The organism is Halanaerobacter jeridensis (assembly GCF_016908315.1).
GTDB classification, from domain to species: domain Bacteria; phylum Bacillota; class Halanaerobiia; order Halobacteroidales; family Halobacteroidaceae; genus Halanaerobacter; species Halanaerobacter jeridensis.
Genome location: NZ_JAFBDQ010000003.1, coordinates 227,933 through 253,637, shown reverse-complemented (window position 1 = coordinate 253,637; position 25,705 = coordinate 227,933). Strand labels below are relative to the sequence as shown.

At 31.5% G+C, this 25,705-nt stretch carries 23 protein-coding genes; all 23 read left to right on the top strand.

Features of this window, described 5'->3' with window-relative positions:
- Positions 1-185: 185 nt before the first annotated feature.
- On the top strand, positions 186-1,214 hold the full coding sequence (locus tag JOC47_RS04150) for an NAD(P)H-dependent glycerol-3-phosphate dehydrogenase (RefSeq protein ID WP_204700714.1): 1,029 nt from the start codon (positions 186-188) through the stop codon (positions 1,212-1,214).
- 362 nt (positions 1,215-1,576) lie between these two features.
- Positions 1,577-3,055 carry a stage IV sporulation protein A gene (spoIVA, locus tag JOC47_RS04145; RefSeq protein ID WP_204700713.1) on the top strand — a complete coding sequence of 493 codons (1,479 nt, stop codon included), beginning with the start codon at positions 1,577-1,579 and terminating at the stop codon, positions 3,053-3,055.
- Between the two features lie 155 nt (positions 3,056-3,210).
- Entirely contained in the window at positions 3,211-3,513 is a 303-nt protein-coding gene (locus JOC47_RS04140) for an HU family DNA-binding protein (protein WP_338035315.1), read from the top strand.
- A gap of 149 nt (positions 3,514-3,662) precedes the next feature.
- Entirely contained in the window at positions 3,663-4,277 is a 615-nt protein-coding gene (locus tag JOC47_RS04135; protein ID WP_204700711.1) for a PilZ domain-containing protein, read from the top strand.
- Between the two features lie 183 nt (positions 4,278-4,460).
- Complete coding sequence (locus tag JOC47_RS15665) at positions 4,461-4,586, top strand: hypothetical protein (RefSeq protein ID WP_275579364.1); 126 nt, start codon at positions 4,461-4,463, stop codon at positions 4,584-4,586.
- 254 nt (positions 4,587-4,840) lie between these two features.
- Entirely contained in the window at positions 4,841-5,722 is an 882-nt protein-coding gene (ilvE, locus tag JOC47_RS04130; protein WP_204700710.1) for a branched-chain-amino-acid transaminase, read from the top strand.
- 158 nt (positions 5,723-5,880) lie between these two features.
- Complete coding sequence (locus JOC47_RS04125) at positions 5,881-6,327, top strand: ACT domain-containing protein (protein ID WP_204700709.1); 447 nt, start codon at positions 5,881-5,883, stop codon at positions 6,325-6,327.
- A 60-nt stretch (positions 6,328-6,387) separates the two neighbouring features.
- Positions 6,388-7,677 (top strand): homoserine dehydrogenase, encoded by a 1,290-nt coding sequence (locus tag JOC47_RS04120; protein ID WP_204700708.1) that lies wholly within the window; start codon positions 6,388-6,390, stop codon positions 7,675-7,677.
- 444 nt (positions 7,678-8,121) lie between these two features.
- A complete protein-coding gene (locus JOC47_RS04115; RefSeq protein WP_204700707.1) occupies positions 8,122-9,339 on the top strand; it encodes an aspartate kinase in 1,218 nt (405 codons plus the stop codon).
- A complete protein-coding gene (gene thrB / locus JOC47_RS04110; protein WP_204700706.1) occupies positions 9,339-10,238 on the top strand; it encodes a homoserine kinase in 900 nt (299 codons plus the stop codon). The genes JOC47_RS04115 and thrB overlap by 1 nt, the downstream gene beginning before the upstream one ends.
- A gap of 194 nt (positions 10,239-10,432) precedes the next feature.
- Positions 10,433-11,500: a hypothetical protein gene (locus tag JOC47_RS04105; RefSeq protein ID WP_204700705.1), complete on the top strand. Its 1,068-nt coding sequence runs from the start codon at positions 10,433-10,435 to the stop codon at positions 11,498-11,500.
- Positions 11,501-11,722: 222 nt separating this feature from the next.
- Positions 11,723-13,537, top strand: coding sequence for a SulP family inorganic anion transporter (locus JOC47_RS04100; protein WP_239550902.1), 1,815 nt, complete (start codon positions 11,723-11,725; stop codon positions 13,535-13,537).
- A 40-nt stretch (positions 13,538-13,577) separates the two neighbouring features.
- Positions 13,578-14,516 (top strand): dihydrofolate reductase family protein, encoded by a 939-nt coding sequence (locus tag JOC47_RS04095; protein ID WP_204700704.1) that lies wholly within the window; start codon positions 13,578-13,580, stop codon positions 14,514-14,516.
- A gap of 150 nt (positions 14,517-14,666) precedes the next feature.
- Positions 14,667-15,284 carry a tetratricopeptide repeat protein gene (locus tag JOC47_RS04090; RefSeq protein ID WP_204700703.1) on the top strand — a complete coding sequence of 206 codons (618 nt, stop codon included), beginning with the start codon at positions 14,667-14,669 and terminating at the stop codon, positions 15,282-15,284.
- A gap of 50 nt (positions 15,285-15,334) precedes the next feature.
- Complete coding sequence (locus JOC47_RS15880) at positions 15,335-16,801, top strand: DUF445 family protein (RefSeq protein WP_204700702.1); 1,467 nt, start codon at positions 15,335-15,337, stop codon at positions 16,799-16,801.
- Positions 16,802-17,027: 226 nt separating this feature from the next.
- Entirely contained in the window at positions 17,028-19,160 is a 2,133-nt protein-coding gene (locus JOC47_RS04080) for a bifunctional 4-hydroxy-3-methylbut-2-enyl diphosphate reductase/30S ribosomal protein S1 (RefSeq protein WP_204700701.1), read from the top strand.
- Positions 19,161-19,268: 108 nt separating this feature from the next.
- Positions 19,269-19,859 (top strand): nucleoside recognition domain-containing protein, encoded by a 591-nt coding sequence (locus JOC47_RS04075; RefSeq protein WP_204700700.1) that lies wholly within the window; start codon positions 19,269-19,271, stop codon positions 19,857-19,859.
- Positions 19,852-20,385 (top strand): spore maturation protein, encoded by a 534-nt coding sequence (locus JOC47_RS04070; protein ID WP_204700699.1) that lies wholly within the window; start codon positions 19,852-19,854, stop codon positions 20,383-20,385. Before JOC47_RS04075 ends, JOC47_RS04070 begins: the two co-directional genes overlap by 8 nt.
- Before the next feature lie 103 nt (positions 20,386-20,488).
- Positions 20,489-21,319: a PHP domain-containing protein gene (locus JOC47_RS04065; protein ID WP_204700698.1), complete on the top strand. Its 831-nt coding sequence runs from the start codon at positions 20,489-20,491 to the stop codon at positions 21,317-21,319.
- Positions 21,320-21,334: 15 nt separating this feature from the next.
- Positions 21,335-21,952, top strand: coding sequence for a MotA/TolQ/ExbB proton channel family protein (locus tag JOC47_RS04060; RefSeq protein WP_204700697.1), 618 nt, complete (start codon positions 21,335-21,337; stop codon positions 21,950-21,952).
- Positions 21,945-22,355: an ExbD/TolR family protein gene (locus tag JOC47_RS04055; protein ID WP_204700696.1), complete on the top strand. Its 411-nt coding sequence runs from the start codon at positions 21,945-21,947 to the stop codon at positions 22,353-22,355. The genes JOC47_RS04060 and JOC47_RS04055 overlap by 8 nt, the downstream gene beginning before the upstream one ends.
- A gap of 9 nt (positions 22,356-22,364) precedes the next feature.
- Positions 22,365-23,702 (top strand): energy transducer TonB, encoded by a 1,338-nt coding sequence (locus JOC47_RS04050; protein WP_204700695.1) that lies wholly within the window; start codon positions 22,365-22,367, stop codon positions 23,700-23,702.
- Positions 23,703-23,712: 10 nt separating this feature from the next.
- Positions 23,713-25,704, top strand: a complete 1,992-nt coding sequence (locus JOC47_RS04045) for a cohesin domain-containing protein (RefSeq protein ID WP_204700694.1) — start codon at positions 23,713-23,715, stop codon at positions 25,702-25,704.
- The last annotated feature ends 1 nt before the right edge of the window (position 25,705 follow it).

Below are 25,705 nucleotides of genomic sequence, written 5' to 3'. Positions count from 1 at the left end.
GCTAGTAGATAAAAGCTAGTAGCTAGTAGTAAATTCAAAACCATAAAACAGTTCACAGCTTTGAATTTAATTTTATGTTTTTAACTACTAGCTCCTAGCTACTTACTTCTAGCTATAAAGTTTCACTGAAAGTGAAACTTTATATAGACAATATTTAACTATTATGAGTTGGGAGTGATTTTTTAATGAGCAAAAAAGTTGCAGTTATTGGAGGAGGTAGTTGGGGTACAGCTTTGGCCCAAGTACTGCATAATAATAACTATCAAGTTCAGATTTATGATTTATCACAAGAAAAGGTAGATGAAATAAATCAAGACCATATAAATTCATATTTACCTGATGTTAAATTACCTGAGCAATTAAAAGCTACTACGGATCTTAAAGAGGCTGTGAACGGAGCAGAAGCAGTCGTAGTAGTTGTACCGTCTCATGCTGTTCGCAAGGCTGCTAAAGACTTAGCAGAGGTATTAGAGACAGATACATTAGTTGTGAGTGCTACTAAAGGATTAGAAGAGAATACATATTTAAGAATGTCAGAAGTATTAGCACAAGAATTACCAGCAGAGTTTGAAGATAAAATTACTGTTTTAAGCGGACCAAGTCATGCCGAAGAAGTAATTAAAAATCATCCAACCACAGTTGTAGCAGCTAATGAAGATAAAAAAATGGCCCAGCAGGTTCAAGATATGTTTATGAATGACCAGCTAAGGGTCTATACTAATCCAGATGCAGTAGGAGTTGAGTTAGGTGCAGCTGTAAAAAATATCATTGCTATTGGTGCTGGTATTGCTTCTGGTTTAGGCTATGGAGATAACGCCTTGGCAGCTTTGGTAACGCGAGGAATTACTGAAATTAAGCGTTTAGGAGTAGAACTGGGAGCTAAATCGATGACTTTTGCTGGATTGACTGGATTAGGAGACCTAATTGTTACTTGTACTAGTCAACACAGTAGAAATAGAAGATTAGGTTATAAAATCGGAGCCGGTAAGTCTTTGGAAGAAGCTTTAGATGAGATGAAAATGGTAGCAGAAGGAGTCAAAACTGCTAAAGCTGTTTATGAAGTAGCAGAGAAACATGGAATTGATATGCCAATTTCTAATCAGGTTTATAATATATTATTTAATGATAAAGATCCTCGTCAGTCTGTTAATGATTTGATGATGCGGGGAAAGAAACATGAAATAGAAGAAGTAGCCAAAGAACAATCTTGGTAAATTATTTAATGGAGCCTGTAAAAGGGCTCCGTTTTCTTTTTCCTCCAAACTTATATGAAGTGGCACTGTCGTAACACTTTATAGTAACTAGTAAATAGTAATCAGTAATGAGTCAAAACCATAAAATCAACGCTTTAAAAATATACACCTCTAAGATAATAAGTTTTGAACTTGATTTTGACTTTGTTCTTGATTTTCTACTCATCACTCTTTTCTCATTACTGATCACTATTAAGTTTCACCCTTAGGTGAAACTAAATATAGATAATAAAGTAATATTTTAAGTTGTCTGCCATATATATATAATGATACTTCTTAGATAGGTTATTAGCGCTAAGTGGTAGTATAAAGGAGGAAAAAGAATGGGAAAATTTAATATTTACCAAGACATTGCAAATAGAACAAATGGTGATATTTATATTGGAGTTGTAGGTCCTGTTAGGACGGGAAAATCGACCTTTATTAAAAAATTCATGGATTCGTTAGTATTACCTAATATGGATGATCAGTATGACAAGGAAAGAGCTCAAGATGAGTTACCCCAAAGTGGGGAAGGTAAAACTATTATGACCACTGAACCTAAATTTGTGCCTAATCAGGCGACTAAGGTGGCTTTAGATGAAAATGTTAATTTTAATGTACGCTTAGTTGATTGCGTTGGTTATAAAGTTGAAGGAGCTTTAGGTTATGAAGAGGAATCTGGTCCCCGATTAGTAACTACGCCTTGGTTTGAAGAAGCCATTTCCTTTCAAAAGGCTGCAGAAGTTGGGACTCAAAAAGTTGTAAATGATCATTCTACAATTGCCTTAGTAGTAACTACTGATGGTACTATTACTGATTTAGAACGTGATAATTATGTGGCAGCAGAGAAAAGAGTTATAAATGAATTAAAAAATATAGATAAGCCGTTTATAATTGCTTTAAATTCTGCTCAGCCAGAAAGTCAAAAAACTCAGCAATTAGCTGCAGAATTAGAAGAGGAATATAATAAAAAAGTAATTCCTGTTGACTGTATTAATTTAAGGACTAAAGATATTAATGAGTTACTACGTGAAGTATTATATGAATTCCCCCTTAGAGAAGTTAATATTGAATTACCAATCTGGTTAGAAGAATTAGAAAATGACCACTGGTTGAATGAAGAAATTGATAACGGACTTAATGAAGCAATTGTGAATCTCAATACTATTCGAGATGTAGATCATTTTGCACGAAGTTTAAGAGAAAACGAACATGCAGGTGAGGTTGAAGTTATAGATTTAGATTTAGGGAATGGTATTGCTACAGTTGATTATCAATTAGAAGCTAATTTATTTTATAAAATTCTGGAGGAGAAAACTGATTTACAAATTGATGATGCTCGTCATTTATTTAATTTAATTCAAGATTTAAGCCAAGTTAAAGAAGAATATAGTAGAGTTGCTGAGGCTTTAGATCAAGCTAAACAAGAAGGATATGGGATTGTTACTCCAGATTTAGAAGATATGGTATTTGATGAACCAACTAAGATTAATCGAGGAGGTCATTTTGGAGTTAAATTACATGCTTCTGCTCCTTCTTTACATTTGATAAGAGCTGATGTAGAAACGGAGGTATCACCTGTTGTAGGTACAGAAAAACAATGTGAAGAATTAATTGCTTTTTTTGAGAATGAATTTGAAGAAAATCCGGAAGCAGTTTGGGAATCGGATTTTTTGGGGCGCTCCCTCCATGAACTTGTAAAAGATGGGATTAATAATAAGTTATATAGGATGCCTGTTAATGCTCAAGATAAATTAAGAGATACTTTGCAAAAGATTGTAAATGAAGGAAGCGGAGGACTTATATGTATTATATTGTAATTTTTTTCCGGTCTTGTGGGCCGGGTTTTTATTTTTTTTGGGTTTTTTTAAAAAAATTATTAAAAAATGCAGGAATAATAGAGGGTATCTAGAAATTTATCTGTGGCATACTAATAACAAAGGCTTAATAGGGGGTGAATTTTGTGGCGAACAATATTACTAAAACTGATCTAGTAGACCAGATTGCAGACAAAACTGGTCAAACTAAAAAAGACACTAAAGAAACTCTTGATGCTATGTTAGACGTTATTTCTGAAGATTTGGAGGCAGAAGCTAAAAAATCTGAAGATGAAAGAGCTAAAATCCAATTAATTGGATTTGGTAGTTTTGAAGTAAGAGATCGTAGTGCTAGAAAGGGACGTAATCCTCAAACTGGAGAGGAAATTCAGATTCCTGCTAGAACTGTTCCAGCATTTAAAGCTGGTAAATCTCTAAAAGAAAAAGTTAATGTAAAATAACTTTTTAGATCAGAGAGGGTAACCCTCTCTGATTTTTATTTTATAACTTCCTTTTTTTGTATTAAATGTTTTCTTTTTTTATAAATGCTTGTTATAATTAGATTAGATTTTATAGTTGTAAGTTAATTAAGAAGGGAGTTAGCAATTTGATGTCTGAAGTGAAAATAATACATAAATTTAATTTTAGAGATTTCTTTAATCAAAATAAAATTTATAAAAAGTACATCAGAACTAAAGGACAAGCTATGGTAGAAATTAATGAGACTGTATTATTAAGTAGTAATCAAATTAAAATTAGTTTAAATAAGTATACTCCTAAAAAGAGAGAATTAATTTTAATTTTTAAAGTAAAAAATGAAATTTATCATATTCCAGTAATAGTCAAAGAATTTTTAAAAAATAATGATTATACTTGTAAAGTTAAAAAAGATGGACAAGTATTATGTTTAGTGGAAAGAAGAGATTATGAGCGGATTACAATTAATAAGAAAATTGAGTATTATGTTGTGGAAAATAGAATCCAACAATTTTATAAAGGAATTATTGAAGATATAAGTGCTTCAGGAGCTAAATTGATTACTAAGCATGATTTAGATACTAAACATCCTATTATTTTAAATGCAAATTCTTTAAATTTTCCTCTTGATGAATTACAGGGGAAGATTGTTTGGAAGGAAAGAAAAAGAGATAAATTTTTTAATGGGATTCATTTTGAATTTAAAACTAAAGATGAAAAGAATAAATTGATTGAATATTTATATTAGTAGAATAGGATTACTAAGTTTTGATTTGAAAATAATTTAATTTTTAATTATAATATTAGATAATAGTCAACAGAAAGGTGGTTGAAGCAGTTACAAAATAGTAATGTAAAATTATTAAAATTAAGGTAAAAATTTTAATTTATTGCCTAAATGTAGGGCATCCTATATTTAGGAGGTGATAGAATGAAATATTTTAAAAGCTATAAAAAATCAATCCAAAATATTAAAAAGGAAGGTGGTGAAAATCCTGCTTATAGCAAAGACTATGCATATTCTAAATACAGGGAAAGGTTGTTGGAAATTGCTTAATAATTATAACCTGATAAGAAGAATCAATTTTCAAATAGCTTATATAGGGTAAAGCACCACGTAGAGAAAGGACTTTGCTTAGAATGTAAAATTTAGGGACGGGTAACATCTGTATCTTTCTAGTACCTTGATATTGTAAATATTAAGGGCAGTGGGGAAGATTATAATCAAGCGATTATACCTAACACAATCTAATCCTGTATGATTGTGGTCTGTGTATAGTTTTGCATAGGTTTTTATAAGCAGGGAGTAGTATGAGTAGTGAAAAAATATTTTTAAATGATGAATTAGTTGAGAAAGAAGAAGCTAAAGTTTCAGTTTTTGACCATGGTTTTTTGTATGGTGATGGTATTTTTGAAGGGATTAGAGCTTATAATGGGCGAGTATTTCGATTTGAAGAGCATCTAACACGGTTGTATGAATCTGCTAAAGCAATTAAGCTTGATATTCCTTTAGACAGAGCAGAAATGAAAGAAGCTGTATTAGAGACTATTAGAGCTAATGAACTTGAAGATGCTTATATTAGATTAGTAGTTTCTAGAGGAGTAGGAGATTTAGGATTAGACCCTCAAAAATGTGATGAGCCAACTGTTTTAATTATTGCTAGTGATATAGAACTTTATCCTGAAGATTTTTATGAAAATGGATTAGAGGTAGCTACTGTAGCAACAAGGCGTAATATTCCTGAGGCTTTAAATCCAAGGATTAAATCACTTAATTACTTAAATAATATTTTAGCTAAAATTGAAGCTAATCAAGCTGGAGTTTTAGAGGCGATTATGCTCAACAATGAAGGATATGTAGCTGAATGTACAGGAGATAATATTTTCATTATAAAGGATGATAAATTAATTACTCCTCCTACATACGTTGGAGCGCTAAAGGGGATTAAACGTGGAGTTGTTTTAGAAGTAGCTCCTGAATTTGGATTAGAGGTTAGCGAAGAAGTATTTACAAGACATGATTTATATACTGCTGATGAATGTTTCTTAACTGGAACTGCTGCTGAAGTTATACCAGTAGTTACAATTGATGATAGACAAATTGGTTCCGGAGAACCAGGCGGTTATACTAAGCAATTAATTGAGAAATTTAGGGATTTAGCTAATAACACAGGAACTCCAATTTATGAATAAATTAAGCTCTAAGCACAACCAAAATTAGGTTGTGCTTTTTTATTTTGAAAATTCCTTGCAAAAAAATAAAGTCAGTGTTATAATTCAAAATGAAGTTCGTGTCTACAAATAAAGAACAAATGTTTCTGAAACAGAAACACTATTAAAGGGGTTAAATTATGGAAGAAAAGTTTTACATAGTTTCTGAAGAAATTTTATCTGAGGCAATGAAAAAAACAGTCGAGGCTAAAGAGCTATTAAATAATGGAGTTGAAAATCAGGTTAAAGAAGCTGTAGAAAGGGTAGGATTAAGTCGTAGTACTTATTATAAATATAAAGACTATATTTTTCTTTTTTCTGATGAACAACGTGAAGAACTAGTTACTCTTTCTTTATTAGCTATTGATAAGTCAGGTGTTTTATCACAAGTACTAGGTGAGATTGCTCAGGATAAGGGAAATATTTTAACAATCAATCAAGATCTTCCTTTGGAGGATGTAGCTCATGTTACTTTAACTATTGAGATTAATGACTTAGTTATAACTTTAGAGCAGTTAATAGATAATTTAGCCTCAATTGAAGGTATTAGAAATGTAGAAATAATAATGCAGAGTTTCAAAAAGTAATTATATAGTTATAATTCTTTATGTTGAGAGAACTTAAAATATAAATCAGGAGTGATAATTATGTCAGTAGATGAAATTCAAGTTGGATTATTAGGTTGTGGAACAGTGGGTTCAGGAGTTTATAAAGTATTGCATAAAAATGAAGAGAGTATTACTAATAAAGCAGGAGCTAAATTAAGTGTTAAACAAGTTTTGGTTAAAGATAAAGATGAAGAATTAGCAGTAGATGTCCCCGATGAAGAATTAACTGAAGATTTTACAGATATTTTGAATGATGATGAAATTGAGATAGTAGTAGAATTGATTGGAGGAGTTAATCCAGCTCGAGAATTTGTTCTGCAGTCTTTAAAGAATGGAAAAAGTGTTATTACAGCAAATAAAGAATTAATAGCTAAACATGGAGAAGAAATTTTATTAACTGCAGAAGAGAATAATGTTGACTTTTATTTTGAAGCAAGTGTAGGCGGTGGAATTCCAATTATTAAACCTTTAAAAAGTAGTTTAGCTGGCAATAAGATAACTAAAATCTTAGGTATTGTCAATGGTACGACTAATTATATTTTAACTAAAATGGATGAAGAAGGAGCAGAGTTTGATTCTGTTTTAAAACAAGCCCAAGAGCTTGGCTATGCTGAAGCTGATCCTACTTCTGATATTGAAGGTTGTGATGCTGCTTATAAATTGGCAATCTTATCATCAATTGGATTTGAGTCAAGAATTGATATAGATAAGGTTTATGTTGAAGGAATTACTGGAATTACTAAAGAAGATATTTCTTATGCGCGAGAGTTTGATTATAAAATTAAATTATTAGCTATTGGAAAAGAAGAAGAAGACGGAGTAGAAGTTAGAGTTCATCCAACTTTAATCCCTGAAGATCATCCACTAGCTAATGTTAATGATGTCTTTAATGCCATCTTTATTGAAGGAGATGCAATTGGAGAAACAATGTTCTATGGTCCAGGGGCAGGGCAAATGCCGACAGGTAGTGCAGTAGTTGGTGATATTATTGAAGTAGCTCGTAATATAAAACTTGGTGCCCAAGGAAGATTACCTTGTACTTGTTTTGAAAATAAAAAAGTGAAAGAACCATCAGAAGTAGAGACGAGATATTATATTCGTTTAGAAGTATTAGATGAACCAGGTGTTTTAGGGCAGATTACTAATCTGTTAGGCGAATATAATGTAAGTATGGAATCAGTAATGCAAAAAGGTAGAAGTGATGAATCTGTACCATTAGTATTAATTACACATAAGGTGAAAGAAGGAGATATAAACACAGCTCTAGAAGAAATCAGCAAATTAGATCCTGTGAAAGAAGTAGCTAATCTGATTCGAGTAGAAGAGTAAGCAACTAGCATAAAACACTGCATACAGATTGCGCACTTAATTAGCTCTAAGCAGAGTGCCTAGGGCGACACGGAGAGTTTTTTTGTTCTCTAAAAAACTCGGAGGGAAGACCTAGGAGATAGTGCATAATAAAGCAGTAAGCTATTGTTTGTAGTGAGAAGAGTAAGCAACTAGCATAAAACACTGCATACAGATTGCGGGATAGAGGCAATTTGCAAAATGTGCTGCATATTAATTGCGCGATGTAATTAGTAATAAAATTAAGTGCTTTGTGCTACACGAAGAGTTTTGCTTGTTAAAACTCGGAGACACTTAACTGGCTCGAAGCAGAGTGCCTAGGGCGACACGGAGAGTTTTTTGTTCTCTAAAAAACTCGGAGGGAAGACCTAGGAAGTAATACAGAATAAGTTTATAAATTGTTAATTATTTAAGGAGGATACTAGAATGGGACTAGTTGTACAAAAATATGGAGGCAGCTCAGTAGCTGACTCTGAAAGGATAAAGAATGTTGCACAGCGAATAGTAGAGCGTAAAAGAGCAGGTGACCAAGTGGTGAGTGTTGTTTCAGCAATGGGAGATACTACTGATGAATTAATTGACCTTGCTGGTGAAATTACAGATAATCCACCAAAACGTGAGTATGATATGTTAATTTCTACTGGGGAACAAGTTTCTGTAGCTTTATTAGCAATGGCAATTAATGAATTAGGAGAAGATGTGATTTCATTAACTGGTCATCAAGTTGGTATTATAACTGATGATTTACATAGTAAAGCTAAAATTTTAGAGATAGAGTCAGATCGTTTAGAAGAAGAGTTAGCTAAAGATAAGATTGTAATAGTAGCTGGTTTTCAAGGTGTGACTATTGATAATGATATTACTACTTTAGGTCGTGGAGGTTCTGATACTACTGCTGTAGCCTTGGCTAAAGCCATTGATGCTGAGGTTTGTGAAATTTATACTGATGTAGATGGAGTCTATACAGCTGATCCAAGAATTGTAGAGAATGCAAGAAAGTTAAATGATATCTCTTATGGAGAAATGTTAGAATTAGCTAGTTTAGGAGCGGAAGTGCTGCATCCTCGTTCAGTAGAAATCGCTAAAGAATATAATATTAAGTTAGCAGTACGATCTAGCTTTAATGATAGTAAGGGGACTTATATTAAGGAGGTAAGTGAATTGGAAAAAGTTAATGTTGTAAGTGGTGTTACTTGTAATAAAGATGAGGTTAAGTTTACATTGCTAGGAGTACCAGATAAGCCAGGGATTGCTTCAAAGGTCTTTTCTGAGTTAGCAGAGGTTGGGATTAATGTGGATATGATTATCCAAAATATTCACTATAATGATGTTAATGATATTACATTTACTATTGACCATGAAGATTTTGAACAAGCTCATTCTATCTTAGAAGAGTTAAAGGATAAATTGAATTATAGAGAATTAATTTCTGATGTTAATGTAGCTAAAGTGTCTATTGTAGGGGCTGGAATGTCTACTAATCCAGGCGTAGCCGCTAGAATGTTTGAAGCATTGGGCCGGGGAGAAGTTAATATTGAGATGATTAGTACTTCTGAGATTAAAGTTTCTTGTTTGATTGAGGAAAATGAGGCAGATCAAGCAGTAGAAGCTATTCATAATGAATTTGAGCTTGATGAAGAATAATGATTGATGTTAAAGTCCCGGCAACCACTGCTAACCTTGGCCCAGGTTTTGATACTTTAGGAATGGGATTAAGTTTTTATAATGAAGTACAGGTCAAAGAAACAGCTTCAGATTTAGAAATAGAAATTAAAGGAGAAGGTAGGACTCAGTTACCTACTACTAAAGATAATTTGATTTATCAAGCAATGAAGCAATTATTTACTAAAGTAGGTTATAAACCAGATGGTTTATACATTAAAGCTATTAACAATATTCCGCTGGCTAGAGGACTAGGGAGTAGCGCAGCGGCTATTGTAGGTGGGCTATTAGCTGCTAATGAGTTAGTAGAGGATAAGTTATCTATTTCGGAATTAGTTAATTTAGCTACTAAAATAGAGGGCCATCCTGACAATGTTTCTCCTGCTTTATTAGGTGGGATAGTTGTTTCTAATTATAAAAACAATCGCGTGATTTATGAAAAAATAGCTGTGCCTGAATTAAAGATTGTAGTCTGTATTCCTGATTATGAGCTATCAACTAGTAAATCAAGAGAAGTATTACCGCAACAGGTTCAATTTGATGATGCAGTATTTAATGTTAGTCATATGGGGCTGTTATTGACGGGATTCTTAAAGCAAGATTATAAAATTATTAAAGAAGGTTTAAAAGATAGGTTACATCAACCATATAGGGAAAAGATTTTACCGGGATTTGAAAAAATAAGAACGCAATTAGAGTCTAAAGCATTGGGGATTGTACTCAGTGGTTCTGGTCCTACAGTTATAGCTTTAACTTTAGAAGATGAAGAAGAAATTGGGAGAAAAATGGTAGACTTCTTTGCTGAAGAAGATGTTGAAGCTAAGTATGTTGTGACTACTCCTACTAATCAAGGAGCACAGGTGATTATGAATAAAAAATAAGTTAATTGAAGAACATTAAAACAAGGGCGATTTTATCGCCCTTGTTTTAATGTGTTTGAAAACTTTTGTAAAGTATCCTGTTTCCCTGTAAATTAAAGAAGGAATCAATAGTTTAATATTGAATAAGTATAAATAGATGACAGAAAAAAAGATATAATAAGACAAGATGTAATACTACGAAAGGTGGAATTAAAATGAAAAAATATTTAAGCGCTATTTTGATTTTAGGAGTATTATTTATAGTTGCTAATCCTGTGGCTGCTGCTAGTAGATATGGTACTAAAGCTTATGGTATGGGGGGAGCATTTACTGCTATAGCTGATGATGCTAGTGCGATCTATTGGAATCCAGCTGGTTTAACCCAAAATAGCTTAGTTGGTCTACAAGTTAGTGGTGGAGGACAGATGGACCAAGAAGATATAGAAGAAATAGCTGATTTTATTGATGCAGTAGAAAAGTTAAAAGCTAATCCTTCAGCTTCTGACTTAGAAAATATAGAACTGCCTAGTGATACGACTGCCAATATTAATGGAATTGCAGCTTTGAATTTAGGTAAAATGGGTTTAGGAGGAGTGTTTAATAGTCGCTTTAATTTCGACGAAGGAAAGAAAAAGACTTATACTGAGGGAGGAAAAACTTATAAATTACCTCAGGGAACAGCTGATAATTACTTTACGGGCCAAGGTATTTTGGGTTTAGGAAGTAAGGTTATTGATCCTCCAATAGTTGGGTCTTTATCAGTAGGAGTAAGTGGTAAATATTTATATGCTAGACATGATAAAGCTGAAACAGTAGTAGATAATAATAATAATACATTAACTACAGATTACACAGAAGAAGATGATAATGGCATAGGAGCAGATGTAGGTATGTTAGCTACTTTAACTGATACTGATGTTTTAAATCTAAAGGCTGGAGCTACTGTTAAAAATATAATCAATACAATGGATATGGAAACAGACTCTTTAGAAAGAACAACTACCATTGGAGCAGGAGCTACTTTTAAGTTTCCAGTAATTGAGGCTTTTTCTACCCGACTTGCAGCTGATTTAGAGATGCCTGAAGATGGAGCAGATATTAGAAGATTTGGCTTTGAAGGGACAATGGGTATGTTCTCATTACGAGCTGGAACTTATGATTCTGATAATATGGAAGATGCAGTTTATACTGGTGGGGTAGGCTTTAATTTACCGTTTGTTGATTTTAATTTAACTATGGATTCTGAAGATTATATTAGTGCTTCTGGAACATTTAATTTTTAGTAAGTTAATATGTAAAACAAGGCGATGATATATATCATCGCCTTGTTTTGTATCTATGAACAAGAATATTTACAAAACTTCCTTGTAATTAATTAGAATTACTGATATTATTTTTGCAGGAAATTGTTTATTCAAGAGAAATAGTAAATTCTAATTATTAATAATAAAATAATTTAATAATAAAATTAATATATATGTTTAGACCTCTAAAAGGAGGTAATTATGAAAAAAAATAAAGCTTTAGATTTACTAAATGAGATTAATTTTATCAAAATGATGAAAAATTATAAGTCAGAATTTTTGAAGCAAGACCTTCTCGCTGGACTATCAGTAGCAGCTATAGCATTACCTCAGAATATGGCATATGCGTTAATTATTGGTGTTAATCCTATCTATGGAATTTACACTTCAATTATATCTATGGTTTTAGCTACTTTAGGTGGGGTTTCTAGTTATATGATAGTAGGTCCTACTAATATGATGGCTATGGCTATAGCAAGTAGTTTGAAATTTGTAACAGGAGAAAATTATTTAGCAGTGTTGTTTTTGCTAACATTATTAGTAGGTGTTTTTCAACTTGTTTTTGGATTATTAAACTTGGGGAATTTAGTTAACTATGTTTCTCATCCAGTGATTATTGGATTGAGTACAGGGGCCGCGTTGTTAATTGGAGTTGGACAGTTACAAAATTTTCTTGGGCTATCATTAGCTGGTGGGCCTAATTTATTTACTAATATTTATAAAATAGCAGTAAATTTAGATCAAGTTAATTTATTAACTGTTTATTTGGGTATATTAACTATTGTTACTATTCTCATAATTCAAAAGATTAATTCTAAATTGCCATCTTACTTAATCACTTTAATTGTGATTACTGTGATAGTATTTACCTTTAATTTAGAGAATCAAATAGAAGTAATTGGTGATTTGCCTGCTTCGATTCCTGAATTTAATTTAGTTTCGCTTTCAGTACCTTATTTAGGAGAGATAATAACTAAAAGTTTATCAATTGCTCTATTAGGTTTAATTCAGACTTTAGCAGTAGTTAAATCATTAGCTGCTAAAACTGGTGAAGAAGCTAATATTAATAAAGAATTTATTGGGCAGGGAATTATAAATATTGGTTGTTCATTGTTTAGTAGTTTTGCTATAGCAGGTTCTTTTGCTAAATCTTTTGCTAATTACCAAGCGGGAGCTAAAACTAGATTATCGGAATTTTTTGTAGCATTAGCAATTATGATATTTATGTTATTATTTAGTCCCGTATTTAAGTATATTCCGATTGTAGCTTTAGCAGGTTTAGTCATTGTAGTAGCAGTTAGCATGATTGATGTCGAGGAATTAAAGCAGGCATTTCAAACTACTAAAGGAGATGCTCTGATTTTTATTAGTACTTTTATAGCTACTATTACTGCTCCAAGTATTGATTATGCAATTTATTTTGGAGTTTTAGTATCAGTAATTGTGGTCTTAAGAGAAAGTAGTAAAGTAAATATTAAACCGGTTCATTATGAAGAAGATCCTAAAAAAGGTGAATTAAGACAAACTGAGAATGTTGATGAATTAGCAGAAGATTTAGAAGAAGATAAAAAAGGGGAAGAAAAAGATTGTATTGTAGTTGATTTAAGTGGTAATTTACATTTCAGTTCAGTAGATAATCTAAAAGAAGAATTAGAACGATTATTGCCTACTGGTGAAAATTTTGTAATTAGAATGCGTAATATAGAACGAATAGATTTAACCATTATTCGAGAACTAAAAGGATTTATTGCTAAAGTCCATAAGAAGAATGGTTTGGTTAAATTTGCTGGCGTTAATAAAAAACTATATAAAGTTCTTGAAAACTCTGGAATAGTAGATAAAGTAGGAGAAGAAAATATTTTTAAAATTGAAAGGATTTTATTAAATTCAACTAAACAAGCATTAGATGCTACTTATGAAGAAAAAAACGGTGAGCAAAAAGAGGATGGTTCAGAATCTACTGAAGATAATAATTTGCAAGATGAAAATTTGCAAGCAAATAGTAAAGAAAAATAAATTGGTTATAAGATAAGGTCAAGTAGAAAGGAGCAATAGGATGTCTTTGGTCAGTAAAGAATTTTTAGTAGATGAGATAAAATTAAATAAGATTTATTCTGATTTTGATTCTGATTATGAAGTTACTAAGCTTAATTTTGAAAAGATAGATCAAATTTATGGTGAGCTAAAGTTTCCGCAGCTAAAAAAAGAGCGTCCTTTCTTATTTGCCTGCTTTGTAGCTTCAATTGATGGTACTATTGCTTTTAAAGATAATCCTAAATCAGGACAAATTGCTCGTAATAATAATTTGGATAATGGGGCTGGTAAATCTGATTTATGGATATTGAATTTATTAAGAACAATTGCTGATGGTATTATATTAGGCCCTAAAACTTTAGCAGCTGAGCCTAATTTAACAGGTCATATTTTTGATCAAGAACTAGTTAAGGCTAGAACTGAATTGTTATCTAAATCAGCAGTACCATATAATATAATAGTCTCCCAAACAGGAGACTCTATTCCTTATCAACATCGTATTTTTACTGAAGAAGAGGTCCCAATAATTATTGCTACATCTCCGCAGGGGTCTCAAGTTGTAACTGAAAATCTTGACTATCCTTATCAATTAATAAATTTACAGTCTGAATCTAATATCATAAAGCAAATCAGGACAAATATTAAGAAAGATAAGGTAATTGTATTAGCCACTGGAGATGCTTATGAATTAAATGAAAAAATATTATTTAATAGTTTAAAAGAAGCAGGATTAGATAGAATAATGGTTGAAACTCCTAGTTATGCTCATTATTTAATGCAAAATCAATTTTTGGATGAGCTTTTTTGGAATCAGGCGGGTATTTATGCTGGTGGGCCAAAGTTCTTAAATAATGATTATAATTTTGCTTTTAGTTCTGCCGCACCTCCTCAAGCTAAAATGATAACTATTCATAGTTATAATTCTTATTTCTTTTGTTTTAGATATCGACTTAATTATTAAAAATCTAAGAAAGTAATGTCAATAGAGGATTTAGTTGTTTTTTGTTTAATTTTAAATAAAGGAAGTGCTTAAGCTGTAAATAATACTAAAAGAAAGGTAGGGAGAAGGTCGTTTTCTCATTGTTTATTTGAGACATAATGGCCCATATTTATGAAAAGAATATTACTTTTATTTATGTTGATTATTTTGTTATTGAATGTTCAAACTGTATTAGGGGAAAGTAAATATAAAGCTGAATGGAAAAATGTAATACACAAAAGAAAGCAAAAGCTAGAGGAAAAACCTAATGATTATATTATCAAATATGAATTAGCTGTAGCATACTCTAATTTGGGCGAAATAAAAAAAGCTACTAAACTATTTAAAGATTTAAAAAAAGTTAAAAATCGAGATCAGAAGTTAGAAGAGTTAATCCAAAATTATAAAGGTGATTTACAAAACTCAGAATATGATATAAGAGAAATTAATTTTTTAGCTTTTGCTCATTATACTGCTGATAATTATAAGCAGGCTAACAAGTTATTTAAAGAGATAGTTTCTTTAGATCCTGAGAATATTTGGAGCTATAATTATTTAGCTGTAACGCAGCATGAATTAAAGAAATATAGTAAGGCTAAAGAAAGCTTAGAGAAATCTTTAGATATTAAAGATGATGAGTATACTCACTTTTTATTAGGCGTTAATTATTATAAGCAAGGTAACTTATTTAAAGCATTCTACCATGTTAGAAAAGGACGTAAAGCTGCTAACTTATTCTTGAAGGATTAAAATTTATTTAATAACTTATTAACTACTAAATTTAGGAGGGTGATTTAGTCGTGGATTCAGTATTTATTATTAGTCCTTTAGTAGGTTCATTAATTGGTTATTGGACTAATTGGTTAGCAATAAAAATGCTATTTAGACCATTAACTAAAAAAGAGATATTTGGTTTTGAAATTCCTTTTACTCCAGGAGTTATTCCCCGGAGGAGAACTGAGTTAGCTGAAAGTATTGGGGGGGCTGTAGGAAAGAAATTATTAACGCCTGATGCTTTTGAAAAGATTTTACAAGGACCTAATATGAAAACTAAGGTGCAAGAGTTTATTAAAGAAAAAATTAAAAATTTAGAAAATGAAAACAGAAATTTAGAAGAAATATTAACCGAAATTTTCTCTGATGATAAAGAAGTTGAAACTCTAAAAGAACTTTTGAAAAAAGTGATTAATGAAAACATAGAGGAATCATTATCTAGCGACCAAGTAACAGAATTAATTAAGTCTCAGTTTAATTCTGAGCAAACAATAAAAAAAATTAATAGTTATCTAAATTCTAGAGAGTATTATGAGCTAAAAACTGAAATCATAGCATTAATCCAAGAAGAATCTATGGTAGAGGGGCTGCAAGAGCAAGTAGTTACTTATTTAAAAGCAGAATTAAATAATATCGAAGAAGATAAAACGGTGAGAGAAATAATACCTGATTCTTTAATTCAATCTGGTAAAGCGTGGTTAGAAGAGCAAAAACCTGAAGTGATCAATCATTTAATTTCTTTTTTGGAATCAGAAGAATTAAAGCAACAAATTGAATCTAAAGTAGAAAACTTTTTTGATAATAATCCAATGCTATCTATGCTATCTGGATTCAAGGACAAAATAGTAGAAAAATTTTTAAATTATTTAATTTCTTATGTTGAAGAAGAAGAAAATCAAGTCCAAATTATGCAAGAAATTGATAGATTGCTTGATTCTTTATTGGATACTTCTTGTGTTTCTATTATTGAAAGATTAGATGAAGAAGATTTAGAACAGATTGCTAAGAAAATAGTCGACCAATTAGTAAAAGAAGAAAATATCAATCAATTATTTGATAAATTTGAAAATAAAATTATAGAGAAATTAAAGTCTGAACAAGGAAATAATTTTTTAGAAGTAATAGTTGATAAAATAGTGCATAATAATTTAATAAGGATGGTTATAGCAGATATAGTTGATTTTAAAGTCGAAGAATTATTTGTTACTCCTTTATCTAATTACTTTGAAAAATTGGATAAAGATTTAATACAACGTTTAGAAAATGGAATAGTAAATGTGATTGAATATATTATGGAACATCATTTAGGGACTATTTTTGCAACATTAGATTTCGAAAAGTTAGTTAAAGACAAAATTAATTCTTTTGATGTTTTAGAAGTAGAAAGACTACTACTAGATGTAATTGAAACTGAATTAAATGCAATCACTTGGTTTGGAGCTGTATTAGGTTTTTTATTGGGATTAATCACGCCTATTATTTCCTTGCTTTAATTTGATTTTTTAATTGGAGCTGATTAAATAGGAAAAAATACAAAACTTCTTTTATTTCCAGTATGTTTTTGTTATAATAATTATAGTCAAGGTAATTGTTGTTAAACTAAACTAATGAATTATATTTTGAGTTTATTTGAATCCTTGTTTAATAATTTAAAAATACTTGGATATAATAATAAAGAAAAATTGTATTTTTTGTTGACTTAAGGAAGGGGTAATCAAGTTGGAAATTTTGGTAGGCGATTATGCTGGCTTTTGCTTTGGAGTCGACAGAGCGATGGAAATTGCTTTTGAGGCTGGAGAAAGCAAAACTGATGAAGTTTATACATTAGGACCATTAATACATAATCCACAGGCAGTAGGTAAATTGAATAAAGTAGGAGTTGGATTAGCTGAAGATATAAATGATGTTGAAGAGGGAACGATCATTATTCGTTCTCATGGTGTAGCGCCTGAAGTTATTGAGAAAGCTGAGAAAAAGGGGCTAGAAGTTATTAATGCTACTTGCCCTTTTGTTAAGAAAGCTCAAGAAAAAGCTAAGAAATTAAAAGAAGATGGATATCAAGTCTTAATTAGTGGTGATAAAAATCACCCTGAAGTTGCAGGGATTTTAGGTTTTACTAATGAGCAAGCTATAGTGATTGAAGATGAATCAGATTTTTCTAAAGTTCCCAATACTGATAAAATTGGTGTTATAACTCAAACAACACAATCAATTTCCCACCTGCAAAATTTAGTCAATTATTTATTACCAAAAGTGAAAGATTTAAAAGTTCATAACACTATTTGTACCACTACTAGTCAACGACAAGAGGAAGCAGCTCAATTAGCTGAAAAAGTAGATTTAATGATAGTTCTTGGTGGTTATAATAGTGCTAATACCAATCGGTTAGCAGAAATATGCTGTGAGAATGGTGTTAATACTCACCATGTAGAAACAGCAGAAGAACTGCAAACAGATTGGTTTACTAATATTAAAAAGGTAGGTATTACTGCTGGGGCTTCAACCCCTAACTGGATAATTAAGGAGGCTGTGAAAAGAATGGAAGAGATTAATGAAGAGAAAAATCAAGTAGAAACAACAGAAGGTGAAGAAAAAACAGAAGAATTAGAACAAGAAGAAAATGTAACAACAGCAAAGGATGAAGAAGCAGTTGAGGAAACTGCTGAAGAAACACAAATGGAAGAAGAGGAAAATTTCTCTGCTACTGAGCTGAATAAAGGTGATGTAGTAAAAGGAACAGTTTCACAAATATCAGCACAAGGAGTTTATGTTGATGTAGGTGCTAAAACTGAAGGATTTGTACCTGCAGATGAATTAACATATTCTAATTCTAAACCAGAAGAAGTAGTAGAAGAAGGAGAAGAAATTGAAGTTTCTGTATTGAATCCTGAAGGCGAAGATGGACATGCTATTTTGTCTAAAAAGAAAGTAGAGCAAGAGCAAGCTTGGGAAAATATTAAAGAAGCAAAGAAAAATGAAGAAATTATTGAAGCAGAAGTTACTAAAGAAGTTAAAGGTGGATTAGTAGTTGATGTAGGACTAAGAGGTTTTGTACCTGCTTCTCATGTAGCAATTGACTATATTGAAGATCTGAGTCAATTTGTCGGAGAAACTCTAAAATTAAAAGTTATTGAAGCTGAAAGAGAAAATAATAATGTTGTATTATCAAGAAAAGTTCTATTAGAAGAAGAAAAAGAAGAGAAAGAAGAAGAAATTTTAGATTCTTTGGAAGAAGATTCAGTAGTAGAAGGAACTGTTACTAAGCTAGTAGACTTTGGAGCTTTTGTTGATTTAGGCGGAATTGAAGGACTACTTCATATTTCTGAAATTTCTTGGGGGCGTATTGATCACCCTGAAGATGTATTAGAAGAAGGAGAAGAAATTGAGGTTAAGATTTTAGGTGTAGATAAAGATGAAAAGAGAATTTCTCTTGGTTTAAAACAAATTCAACCAGATCCTTGGGAAGAATTTATTAATGAGTATGAAGTTGGAGATGTAATTGAAGGTAATATTACTAAAACAGTTGATTTTGGTGCCTTTATGGAAGTTAAGCCTGGGGTAGAAGGTTTAATTCATATTTCTCAGTTATCCCATGACCATGTAGAAACTGTAGAAGAAGTTGTTACTGAGGGAGATGAAGTTGAGGCTAAAGTAATTAATATTAATGCTGATGATAGAAAGATTGGATTAAGTATTAAAGAATTAGAATCTAAACCAAAATCTAAAAATAAAAGTAAAACCAAGAAAAAAGATACTAAGTCACAAAAACCGAAGAAAAAGAAAAAAGAGAAAGAAAAAGGTACTAAAATTGGTGACTTAATCGGTGATGAATTAGATGAACTTTTTGACTAAATAAGTAGTTTTAACAAGTCCTGACTATTAATAGTCAGGACTTTGTTTTGAGTTTATTTTTTCATATCCTTCCTGATAAAGCATAAATTTTAATCAGGGAGGGATAATATGCTTAATTTCATTTGGGCAACTATGGTAATTACCGGCTTTGTTGTAGCAGTGATTAACGGTAGAATGACAGAATTATCAACTGCTATTTTAGAGTCAGGGGAAGAAAGTGTTATGACAGTGCTTAAACTTATTGGTCCCATGTCTTTATGGTTGGGGATTATGAAGTTGGCTGAAGAAGCAGGCCTAGTAAATATTTTAGCTCGGTTGTTTAAACCGTTAGCTAAATTTTTATTTCCTAAGATACCAGCTGACCATCCAGTCCTTGGTGCTATTATGATGAATTTTAGTGCTAATTTATTGGGACTAGGAAATTCAGCTACTCCATTAGGTATTAAAGCTATGCATCAATTACAAGAGTTAAATCAAAACTCGAGAACTGCTTCTGATGCTATGTGTACTTTTTTAGTGATTAACACTTCTAGTTTAACCTTAATACCTACAACTATTTTAGCGTTGCGGGTTAGTGCAAATTCTAATGAAGTAACTGCAATAATTGGTACTACTTTATTTGCGACTTGTTGTTCTACTATAGCAGGAATTTTAGTTAATAAAGTTTTGTTGAAGTTTGAGTTGAATAATTATGGTTAATATTATTAATTTAATATCACAATCTGCTATACCAGCTCTTATAGTATTTATAATATTATTAGCATTATATAAAGATGTTGATGTTTATGATGTTTTTACTACTGGTGCAATGGAAGGAGTTTCAATTGGAATAAAAATTCTACCATGTCTAATAGCAATGTTGATGGCTATTAGTGTTTTTAGAAGTTCTGGTGCTTTAGATTTGTTATTAGGATTAGTAGCTGCTCCTTTGCAAAAAATAGGAGTACCAAAAGAAATTATTCCTTTAGGATTGATTAGACCTTTATCAGGAACTGGTTCATTAGGATTAGTAGCTGATATAATTAATAGGTTTGGTCCGGATTCATTTATTGGAAAACTGGCTTCAACTATGCAGGGAAGTACAGAAACTACTTTTTATGTGGCAACTGTTTATTTTGGAGCAGTAAAAATAAAGAATACGCGTCATACAATTTTAGCAGGTTTAATTGCTGATATAGTTGGTTTTTTTGCTGCTATTTTTATTTGTCAGTTAGTATTCAATTAAAAAGCAGGATTTTTTAGTCTAATATTGAATATATAAAGTTGGAAGCCAGTAATTAATAAATTGAGTTTAAGTATTAATATTGTAAACAGGAGTGAGAAATATAGTGCAAGAAAATTATATTGATTTACATTTACACACAACTGCTTCTGATGGTAATTTTAGTCCAGAAGAAGTTGTAGCTAAAGCTGATCAATTAGGGTTTAATGCTATTGCAATAACTGATCACGATACAATAGAAGGTATTAAGCCTGCTTTAAGAGAAGGAGTAAAGTTAGACCTAGAAGTAGTTCCAGGGATTGAAATCAATACTGATTATGCTGATACAGAAGTTCATGTGTTAGGATATTATATTGATTATGAAAATAAAGTTTTATTAAATAAACTTAAAGAATTAAAAAAAGCGCGTTATTTTAGAGCGGAAAAGATAGTTGATAAATTAAATGATTTAGGAATAGAGATTAATTTTGATGAAGTTTTAAATTTAGCTGATGGAGCAGCTGTTGGAAGATCTCATATTGCTCAAATCATTTTAGAAAAAGGCTATGTAGACCAGTGGGGAGAAGTTTTTGATAAATATATTGGTCGTAAAGCGCCAGCATATGTAGAACGAGAGAGATTAGATGTTAAAGGAGCTATAGATTTAATTAAACAGGCTAATGGTATTCCAGTGATAGCTCATCCTGCTTTAATTAATAATGATGAATTATTAAAAAAGTTTATAAAGTGGGGTGCTGAAGGTATTGAAGTTTATCATACTGAGCATAATAAGGAAAAAGAAGAAAAATATTTAAAATTTGCCAAGGAACACAATTTATTAATTACTGGTGGTTCTGATTGTCATGGGCCAAGAAGAAAAGAAGGAGTCTTGTTAGGGGCAGTTAAAGTATCCTATGCAAAATTAAAAAAATTAAAAGAAAGAAATGTGTTGCTATAAGGAGGAAACTATAAAATGTTAAATGTTTTAAAGCAAGGTGGAGTTACAATTATACCGCTAATTATTTTTTCAGTTATTAGTTTAGCAATTAGTATTGAAAGAATTATTTATTTGAAAAAGGCTAAAACAAATAATTATAATTTAATTAACAAAGTGCGGGTTAAGCTAAATGATGATAAAGTTAAAGAAGTCAAATCAATTTTAGAAGATAAACAGGCGCCGGTAGCTGGAATGTTATTAGAAGGTTTGAATTATATTGGGCAGGGAAAAGAAGAATTGAGAAAGAATTTAGAGTTAATAGGTAGTAATCAAGTTAAGAAATTAGAGAAGAGGCTAAAAGCTTTAAATTTTATAGCAAGCGTATCTCCATTACTTGGATTGTTAGGAACTGTATTAGGAATAATTGATAGTTTTAATATTTTAGCTGCTGCTCAAGGAGTTGCTAATCCTGGGGCATTGAGTGTAGGAATTGCTCAAGCACTAATTAGTACGGCTGTCGGATTGATAGTAGCTATTCCCACTATGTTAATGTACTCTTATTTAACAGGTCTAGTAGATAAGCGAACTTCAGAAATGAATCGTTGGTTTGCTGATGTAGTAGAAGTGTTAGGTCAGGGTGGTAAAAATGTTTGAGTCAAATTTGAAAGACCAAATTGATATTAAAATTTTACCCATGATTGATGTTGTTTTTTTCTTATTAGTTTTCTTTATGTTGTTTACTACTTTCAAAACTACTCCTAGCGGCTTAGAAATCAACTTGCCGCAGGCTAAAAGTGTAGAACAACAGCAAGAAGATAAGACGGTTAAGATTAATATTGCATATGATGGGAAAATATTTATGAATTCTAAGTTGACTACTATAGATGAATTAAAAGAAAATATAGCTACTTCAGTTAATGAATCCACGGAAACTGTGTTTGTAATCAAGGCTGATGAAAAAGTCGAATATAAACAAGTGATAAATGTAATGGACTTAGTTCGTCAAGCTGGGGGCTACAGATTAACTTTGGCAGCTAATAAAGATGAATTAAATTAGGTGATAATTATGAGAAAAATCATTGCTAATGATAAAGATGACTCTGATGCGGGATTAATTAAGTTTATACTTGTGTCTGCGTTAATCCATATTGTGATTTTATATTCTTTATCCTTATTTACAAAAGGGCAATTTGGATTTAAAACCTCTTCTAATGCTCAACAACGCAGAATTCAGTTAGTTGAATTGGATAAAGAAACTTTAGATGATAAGAATCAAGAGGAAAAAGAAGAAACTCAGGTTGTTGAACCACAGCAAGATACTGCAAAAGAGGAAAATAAAGAAGAAGAAAAGAATAAAGAGAAGACTGAAGAAGAACAAAACGAAGAACAAGAACAAAAAGAATCTATGCCTGAGGAAAAATCAGAAACTAAAGCAGCTGGTAATAATCAAGAAACAAAGGAAAAAACTACAGAAAAAACTGAAAAAACGGCTGAAGAAGAAACTAAAGATACTGAAGTAAAAGAGCAAAAACAGCCAGAAGAGAATAATACTGAAACAAAAGCAGTAGAACAATCTAATGAAGTAGATAATGAAACTAAAATCACTGATAGTGAAACAGAGAAGAAGCAAGAAAGCAAAAAGACTGTAACAACTGAAGAACAAGAGACTAAACCAGAACCAGAACAAAGTAAAGAGCTAAAAAATGATAGCAAACAACAAGAAACAGCTACTAAGGAAAAGCCTGAAGAAATATTAAGTAGTGAAAATAGTTCTGAAGAAGTTAAAGTAGCTGAAAAAGAAGAAAGTACTCAAGGAGAAGAAAAACAACAGTCTGAAAATAAAGAAAACGATAATCAGAAAAATGAAACAGAAACTCAAAAAACTGAGACTGAAGCTGAAAAAACACAAGAAAAAACTTCTTCAAAGGCAGAAGAAAAAGACGAACAACAAAATCAAAGTCAGCAGCAAACTGCTGATAATAAAAAAGAAGAAAATGTTAAGTCGACTGCAGAAGAAAGTTCTGCACCAAAGCAGGAGCAGGAAAAAACTGAAGAGAAAGATAAAGAAGAACAAGAACCTGCTTTTTCTGAACCACAACAGTCATTGACAACTCATCCTGACCCTTATTATCCTAAAGATGCTTCGAATTTAGGAGTAGCAGGTGATGTTAAATTATCAATATTAGTTGATAAGACAGGTGAGGTAGATAGAGATCAGATAAAAGTTTTAGTTTCATCTCAAGATCAAAGATTAGACGAGGCAGCAATAAATACTATTCACCGTGGGTGGAGATTTAAGGCTGCTGCTAAAAGTTATCGAGTTAACATTATAGTTCACTTTAGACCTAATAATAGTGATCAAGTTAAAGTTGAATTTCTTAACTTAAATTTTGTTGAGGAATGAGGTGTCAAGAATGACAAATCGGGTTAAAATAATTACTCTTTTGAGTTTATTATTAATTATTTTCTCCTCTATTGGCTTTGCTAAAGTTGATGATGAGGGTAATTTAGAAATAAAAAATGATTATATATCTATTTTTGTTAATCAGAATGAACATAATCAGGGGCGTTTTGCTATTGATGTTACAGGTGGAGCCCCTATGAGGGAGGGGGATGATGGCAAACCACTAATTTATGGTCATCCTAATCCTTGGACTTCTTATACTACTATTAGAATTGATGGCGAAAATTATGTTTTTGGTGGTAAAACAAAAAAGCGAGCGGGAAAAAACGCTAAATATGGTACTTTAGTTCAAGAACCTCAAATTGAAGATGGTCGCATAGTTACTAAATACAAATATGGCAAGATATTAGTCACACAAATTTTAAGTTTTGTCAAAAGTACTACTACTGCTTTGCCTGATACCGCTCAAATTCGCTATCGAATTACTAATCAAGGTGAAAGCTCGAAAGAAGTTGGAGCTAGAGTTATGATTGATACTATGCTGGGAGAAAATGATGGAGCTCCATTTAGGATCAAGAATAAAGCGATTACTGCTGATAAAGTCTATTCTAGTGATGAGATGCCGAGCTTTTGGCAGGCCTTTGATACTTTAAGTAATCCTAAAGTTACAGCTCAGGGGACTATCAAAGGACCAGGTTTGACTCAAGCAGATAAAGTTTATTTTGCTGATTGGGGTAGTTTAGCAGATGATGCTTGGAAATTTGAATTTAATCCGGGACAAGAATTTATGCGTAAAGGAGAATTTGAATTAGATAGTGCTATGGCTTTATTTTGGCAGCCGCAAAAGTTATCTCCTGGTGAAACAAAAGATTATGTCACTAATTATGGTTTAGGAGGCATCACAGTTGTTCCTGGTTTATTATCTTTAGGGGTAACTTCTCCCGCTGAGATAGTTATGGATAGACCAGATAAAAAAGCTCAAATAGTAGCTTATGTACAAAATACAGCTGAGATTGAAGCCGAAGATGTGAAGATTGAACTAAAATTACCAGAACAGCTAAAATTGGAATCAGAGAAACGAATTAAGAATTTAGGTCATATGAAACCTGGTGCTACTGCTCAGGTAATGTGGGAAATAAGTCCTAAAAATGTTAACCCCAAGCAATTGGATTATCAAGTTGAAGTCACTGCTGAGAATACAGATGATAATCAAGTTACTAGAGGTTTAAGAGTGGTTGGCCCTCCAAATTTAGGAATTGATATCAAAGGACCAACTAGAATAAAAAAAGAGAATAATCATTTAAGTCAAGAACAATTTGATATTTATGGAGTGATTACTAATGTAGGAAACTCTACTGCTTATGGAGTTAATTCTACAATAGTCTTACCTCCGGGATTAGAGATTGCTAAAGGTGAAAAAGTAAATAAGTTTTTAGGTCAGCTAAAGCCTGGTGAAACTATTAAAGTTCCTTGGTTAGTAGATACTATTGGGATTATTGACGGAGATTTACCTTATTATGTTGAAGTTAATAGCGATAATACTGCTCGCAAGAGTGAAAAGAGCAGTGTTGTTTTACCTAAATTAACACCTAAACTTAAAATTGAATTTAATAAAAAAGATTTTGAGGTGGGTGATTATGTAACAGCAAATATTAAATTAGAGAATATTACTGATTTTTATCAGATTAATTTCAGCTTAAAATATGACCAATATGTTCTAGAAGCAATTTATATTTCTCGTGGTAAGTTATTTGTAGATAATAAAGAATTATTAAGTTTTAATCGTCCGGATTTAGAGCAAGGAGGATTAATCAAGAATTTATCAGCTAGTCTAGATGCACCGCAAGAGGTTAAAAGTGATATCATAGCTCAAATTCATTTTAAAGTTTTAGCTAAAGGAAATTCTAATTTAGAATTTGAAAATTTAAATGTTTTTGATAGCAAGCAGCATCATATAAATTTAAAGCGTGAAATAGAAAATATTAACTTCAAGGAGGAATAAA

Excerpts from the sequence above, each read along its gene's own strand:
- JOC47_RS04045 (WP_204700694.1), top strand. The coding sequence starts at position 23,713 with ATGACAAATCGGGTTAAAATAATTACTCTTTTGAGTTTATTATTAATT.
- spoIVA (WP_204700713.1), top strand. The coding sequence starts at position 1,577 with ATGGGAAAATTTAATATTTACCAAGACATTGCAAATAGAACAAATGGT.
- JOC47_RS04100 (WP_239550902.1), top strand. The coding sequence starts at position 11,723 with ATGAAAAAAAATAAAGCTTTAGATTTACTAAATGAGATTAATTTTATC.
- JOC47_RS04135 (WP_204700711.1), top strand. The coding sequence starts at position 3,663 with ATGTCTGAAGTGAAAATAATACATAAATTTAATTTTAGAGATTTCTTT.
- JOC47_RS04050 (WP_204700695.1), top strand. The coding sequence starts at position 22,365 with ATGAGAAAAATCATTGCTAATGATAAAGATGACTCTGATGCGGGATTA.
- JOC47_RS04125 (WP_204700709.1), top strand. The coding sequence starts at position 5,881 with ATGGAAGAAAAGTTTTACATAGTTTCTGAAGAAATTTTATCTGAGGCA.
- thrB (WP_204700706.1), top strand. The coding sequence starts at position 9,339 with ATGATTGATGTTAAAGTCCCGGCAACCACTGCTAACCTTGGCCCAGGT.
- JOC47_RS04150 (WP_204700714.1), top strand. The coding sequence starts at position 186 with ATGAGCAAAAAAGTTGCAGTTATTGGAGGAGGTAGTTGGGGTACAGCT.
- JOC47_RS04090 (WP_204700703.1), top strand. The coding sequence starts at position 14,667 with ATGAAAAGAATATTACTTTTATTTATGTTGATTATTTTGTTATTGAAT.
- JOC47_RS04105 (WP_204700705.1), top strand. The coding sequence starts at position 10,433 with ATGAAAAAATATTTAAGCGCTATTTTGATTTTAGGAGTATTATTTATA.
- JOC47_RS15665 (WP_275579364.1), top strand. The coding sequence starts at position 4,461 with ATGAAATATTTTAAAAGCTATAAAAAATCAATCCAAAATATTAAAAAG.
- JOC47_RS04120 (WP_204700708.1), top strand. The coding sequence starts at position 6,388 with ATGTCAGTAGATGAAATTCAAGTTGGATTATTAGGTTGTGGAACAGTG.
- JOC47_RS04115 (WP_204700707.1), top strand. The coding sequence starts at position 8,122 with ATGGGACTAGTTGTACAAAAATATGGAGGCAGCTCAGTAGCTGACTCT.
- JOC47_RS04070 (WP_204700699.1), top strand. The coding sequence starts at position 19,852 with ATGGTTAATATTATTAATTTAATATCACAATCTGCTATACCAGCTCTT.
- JOC47_RS04060 (WP_204700697.1), top strand. The coding sequence starts at position 21,335 with ATGTTAAATGTTTTAAAGCAAGGTGGAGTTACAATTATACCGCTAATT.
- JOC47_RS04075 (WP_204700700.1), top strand. The coding sequence starts at position 19,269 with ATGCTTAATTTCATTTGGGCAACTATGGTAATTACCGGCTTTGTTGTA.
- ilvE (WP_204700710.1), top strand. The coding sequence starts at position 4,841 with ATGAGTAGTGAAAAAATATTTTTAAATGATGAATTAGTTGAGAAAGAA.
- JOC47_RS04055 (WP_204700696.1), top strand. The coding sequence starts at position 21,945 with ATGTTTGAGTCAAATTTGAAAGACCAAATTGATATTAAAATTTTACCC.
- JOC47_RS04095 (WP_204700704.1), top strand. The coding sequence starts at position 13,578 with ATGTCTTTGGTCAGTAAAGAATTTTTAGTAGATGAGATAAAATTAAAT.